This window comes from Methylobacterium sp. WL103, from assembly GCF_008039885.1.
In the GTDB taxonomy this organism is placed as follows: Bacteria; Pseudomonadota; Alphaproteobacteria; order Rhizobiales; family Beijerinckiaceae; genus Methylobacterium; species Methylobacterium cerastii.
This window is the reverse complement of sequence record NZ_VRUX01000402.1, coordinates 1-3,991: the sequence shown is the minus strand read 5'-3', so window position 1 is coordinate 3,991 and position 3,991 is coordinate 1. Positions and strand designations below refer to the sequence as shown.

The window sequence follows — 3,991 nt, the reverse complement described above, 5'->3', positions numbered from 1 at the left end:
GGGCAAGACGGGGGCGGGCGCCTTCCCCGGGTCGGCGAGGCGCGTCGGCAGGGTGTCGAGGCGCAGGGCCTTGCGCAGGGCCCGCGAGCCGGCATCGACGGCGATCGTCAGCGCGGCGGTGGCCGCGATCAGCACCGCGGCGACGTCGAGGCGCAACTCCGAGATCGCGGCGTCGACGTGGAAGCCCAGCGTCGCGACGCCCAGGATGCCGAAGATCGCGCTCTCGCGCAGGATCAGCTCCCAGCGGTAGAGCAGGTAGGCGAGGAACTGCCCGTAGAGCCGCGGCACGGTCTCGTAGGCGTAGAGGTTCAGGCCCGTCGGCGCGTCGGCGCGGTAGGGCAGGGCGTCGGCGTGGCGCCCCATCAGGTAGCCGACGATGCCGGCGTTGTGGATCGTCAGCGCCAGGATCGCCGGCAGCATCGAGGGGCCGAGGGTCTGCAGCAGCACGTAGGCGAGCATGTATTCCGGCGTCGAGCGCAAGACCACGAGGAGCACCCGCCCCGCGGGCGCACCGAACCGGCCGGAAAAGCGCCGCGACACCAGCGGGAACAGGACGAGGGCGCCGAGCGCGGTCGCGACCAGCGCGATCTGCGCCAGCACCAGCGTCTGCACCGCGCCGGGGAGGATCTGGCCGGTCAGGATCGGCGAGAACCAGGCCCAGAGCCGGGGCAGGGTGGCGGGGTCGAGGAGGCTCGCGTTGCGCAAGGGGGCGGGGACGACGTCGTGGGTGAGGAAGCGGACGAGGCTGGCGCCGACGTTGGTGGTGCCGACGGTGGCCGGCAGCGCCAGCGCGCTCGCCGCGATCAGCACCGGCACCGTGTTCGCCCGCACCCAGAGCCGGCGCGAGCCGATCAGCGCGTAGAACACCAGCAGCAGGGCGCCGGCCTCGGCGTAGCGCCCCTGGCGGAAGGCGGATTCGAGGTAGAACCCCATGGTCGGCAGGCCGATGAAGCCGAGCACCAGGGTCGAGCGCATGGCGCATTCGAAGCGGTAGAGGGTGTAGTGCCGGAAGGCACCCGCGACCTCCGGCAGGCGGGCGTAGAGGAAGGCCGAGACGGCGCCGGTGCCCGCGGGCAGCACCCGGAGCGCCGACAGGTCGGCCTCCTCGATGATCTCCGAGTAGACCTTCGCGCAGATGCCGGCATAGGGCAGGGCGATGGCCAGGATCCCGGTGGTGGCCGAAAGCCCGAACACCTGCATCAGCAGCAGGGCCCAGAACAGCTCGTGCACCGCGCGCAGGCCGGCGCAGAGGAGGCGGACCGCGCGGAACCGCGCAAAGGGAATCGCCAGCAGGAAGCCGGCGCCGGCGCCCAACGTCACGCCGAGCACCGCGAAGGCGACCGTGTAGACGACGCTCCAGCCCTCCACCGAGAGCAGGTCGGGCCGCAACAGGCCGGCGAGCAGCCGCTGGAGGTCGGCCCAGGGGTTCAGGCTGGTGACGTGGAGGTCGGCCAGGGACAAGGCGGCGAGCGCGGCCCCCGCGAACCACAGGCTGGTCGCGGCGTAGCCAGGGCGTTGAAGCCCGATCACGCCGCCGCCTGGTAGAACGGGCTCAGCGCCGCCGCGTCGAGGCTGCGGGCGGGCGCGTCGAGGACGATGCGGCCGGCCTCCAGCACCACGATCCGGTCGGTGTGGGCGAGCGCGAGCGCCACGTCGTGGAGGGCCACCACCAGGGTCTCGTGGCCGCGGGCCATCTCGGCGAGCACGGCTGCGCCCTGCATCCGGTCCAGCGCCGAGACCGGCTCGTCGCCGACCAGGATCGGCCGGCCGTTGTAGAGCGCGCGGGCGACCGAGACCCGCTGCTGCTGCCCGCCCGACAGCGCGCCCGCCTTCTCGCGGATCTTCTCGGCCAGGCCGACCCGGGCCAGCACCGCGCGGACTTCGGCGAGGTCGGCGGCGGCCGGGCGAACCAGGGTGCGCAGGTTGTGCAGGGTCGAGCGGCAGTCGAGGCGGCCCATGTAGACGTTGTGGAACACCGACAGGGTCCGCACGAGGGCCGCCGCCTGCGGCACCAGCGCGACCCGCTCCGGGCTCTGCGCCTGGATCAGGCCGATCAGCGTCGACTTGCCCGCCCCCGAGCGCCCCAGCAGCGCGACCCGCTCGCCCGGATAAATCGTCAGGTCGATGCCGGCGAGCACCGGGCGCCCGTCGTAGGCGGCGCCCGCATCCACGAGCCGGATCGCAGGGTCTGCCATCGTGTCGGTCAGTCGAGCAGGCCGGTGGACTGCCCCACCGCGATCAGCGGCGCGTAGGCGGCGTTGTCGACGGGGATGAATTTCGAGCGGCCGAACGGCTCCAGGATCGCCGGATCGGCGATGCCGACGAGCGCCGCCTTCAGCTTCGCGGTGAAGCCGTCGCCGTAGATCGCGTCCACGTCGCCGCGCACCGTCCACTGGTAGTCGGGGAAGGTCGGGCTCTCCCAGATCACCGTGACCGCCTTGGGGTCGACCTTGCCGGCCTTGGCGTCGAGGTCCCAGACCGAATAGTCGACCGCGCCGACGGCGAAGGCGCCCGACTGGACGAGCTGGATCGTCCGGCTGTGGTCGCCCGAGAAGCCCACCGTCGGGAAGACCTGCTCGGGGGTCTTGCCCGGAAAGGCCTGCCGGATGAAGTATTCCGGCATCAGGCGGCCCGAGGTCGAGGCGCGCGAGCCGAAGGTGAAGCTCTTGCCGGCGATGTCCTTCGGGAAGTCCTTCGACGGCTGGAGCCCGGTCTTCACGTTGGCGATCAGGTAGGTCTTGAAGGCGGCGTCCTCCGCGCCTTGCGCGATCGCCTGGGAGCCCGGCACCGCCTTGCGCGCCTGCACGCCGGTGAAGCCGCCGAACCAGGCGAGCTGCACCTGCCCGTTGGTGAAGGCGGTGACGGCGGCCGGATAGTTCTTCACCGGGATGTACGTCACCGGTACGCCGAGCTTGGCTTCGAGGTAGCGCGCGACCTTGCCGAAGCGCTCGACCAGGCGGCTCTCGTCCTGGTCCGGGATGCCGGTGAACACGAAGGCGGGCTTGGCGGCTTGCGCCGAGGCCGGCCCCGCCGCGGGCAGGGCGGCGAGCACCGCCAGGATCAGCGTCCGAAATCCGTCGCGCATGCTTCGTCCCCGCTCCCCGTCGACCGCCTCGGCCCTGGGCCGCCATCCGCATCGGTGACCGGCCCGCATCGGTGTCCTGCCCGCATCGGTATCCTGCCCTCATCGGTATCCTGCCCTAGAGCATTTTCGAGCGCGGTGGATACCGGCTCGCGTGCAGAAAAAGCGGCCACGCAGGCGGTTAGAGCATGGGCCGGTCACGCCGTGGATGCGGTGGCGGCGCCGCACCGGTCGTCCTCCGCCGTGCCGACCCGCCCGGCCCGACGCCTGGCCCCGCAGGGTCGAAGGCCACGCCTTCGACCGCGGCGGGAGACACGGGCGGGAGACACGGACGGCAGGCACGGACGGCAGGCACGGACGGCAGGATGGTACGATCAACGGGAACCCGGCCCTCCGAACGCCGTTCGAGCAGGGCAACGAACGATCACGGACGAAAAAATCACCATGAAGAAGATCCTCCTCGGCGCGACCCTGGCCATCGGCCTGCTCGCCGGCACGAACATGCCGAGCCAGGCGGCCCCCGGCGACGGCCTCTCCCGCAACGCCGCGGCGACCGGCAACAGCACCTTCGCCGGCCAGCATCGGATGGCCCGCCGCGGCAGCATGATGGCGCGCCCGCACATGATGCGCCGTCACCGTCATCACCGCCGCCATCGCTGACCAGATCGCCGCCGCCGGATTCGATGACGGCTCCGGCGGCGTCATACCAAATCCGGTCGATCCCTTCGGGATGGCGGATGTGGGCTCCGCTCATGCGCAGCGCGGGATGCGCCGCGCGGGCTTGCCTGATACGGCCTCCACTTCGATCGAGCGGAGGCCGTATCAGGCGGCGGCCGCCTCATCGAGCAGCCATTCGATCCGCCCCCGGCTCGTCACCCGGCCCGCCGGCAGGTCCTCGCGGGCGGCGAG

The 3,991-nt window shown here is 72.1% G+C and carries 4 protein-coding genes; 1 reads left to right on the top strand and 3 read right to left on the bottom strand.

Features of this window, described 5'->3' with window-relative positions; translation table 11 throughout:
- The 3 genes from FV222_RS19355 to FV222_RS19345 form a co-directional block, all read right to left on the bottom strand.
- Positions 1–1,530 (bottom strand): ABC transporter permease (locus FV222_RS19355; RefSeq protein ID WP_147815419.1); only part of this gene is annotated, 1,530 nt, incomplete at its 3' end.
- Positions 1,527–2,195, bottom strand: a complete 669-nt coding sequence (locus FV222_RS19350; RefSeq protein WP_147815418.1) for an ATP-binding cassette domain-containing protein — start codon at positions 2,193–2,195, stop codon at positions 1,527–1,529. The genes FV222_RS19350 and FV222_RS19355, both read right to left, overlap by 4 nt.
- An 8-nt stretch (positions 2,196–2,203) precedes the next feature.
- Positions 2,204–3,085 (bottom strand): putative selenate ABC transporter substrate-binding protein, encoded by an 882-nt coding sequence (locus tag FV222_RS19345; RefSeq protein ID WP_147763359.1) that lies wholly within the window; start codon positions 3,083–3,085, stop codon positions 2,204–2,206.
- A gap of 441 nt (positions 3,086–3,526) precedes the next feature.
- Between FV222_RS19345 and FV222_RS19340 the strand changes: the two genes are divergently transcribed.
- Positions 3,527–3,742 (top strand): hypothetical protein, encoded by a 216-nt coding sequence (locus FV222_RS19340; protein ID WP_147751495.1) that lies wholly within the window; start codon positions 3,527–3,529, stop codon positions 3,740–3,742.
- Positions 3,743–3,991 lie beyond the last annotated feature (249 nt).

Bases quoted from the DNA above. Each gene is read 5' to 3' on its own strand.
- FV222_RS19345 (WP_147763359.1), bottom strand. From the start codon at position 3,085: ATGCGCGACGGATTTCGGACGCTGATCCTGGCGGTGCTCGCCGCCCTG.
- FV222_RS19350 (WP_147815418.1), bottom strand. From the start codon at position 2,195: ATGGCAGACCCTGCGATCCGGCTCGTGGATGCGGGCGCCGCCTACGAC.
- FV222_RS19340 (WP_147751495.1), top strand. From the start codon at position 3,527: ATGAAGAAGATCCTCCTCGGCGCGACCCTGGCCATCGGCCTGCTCGCC.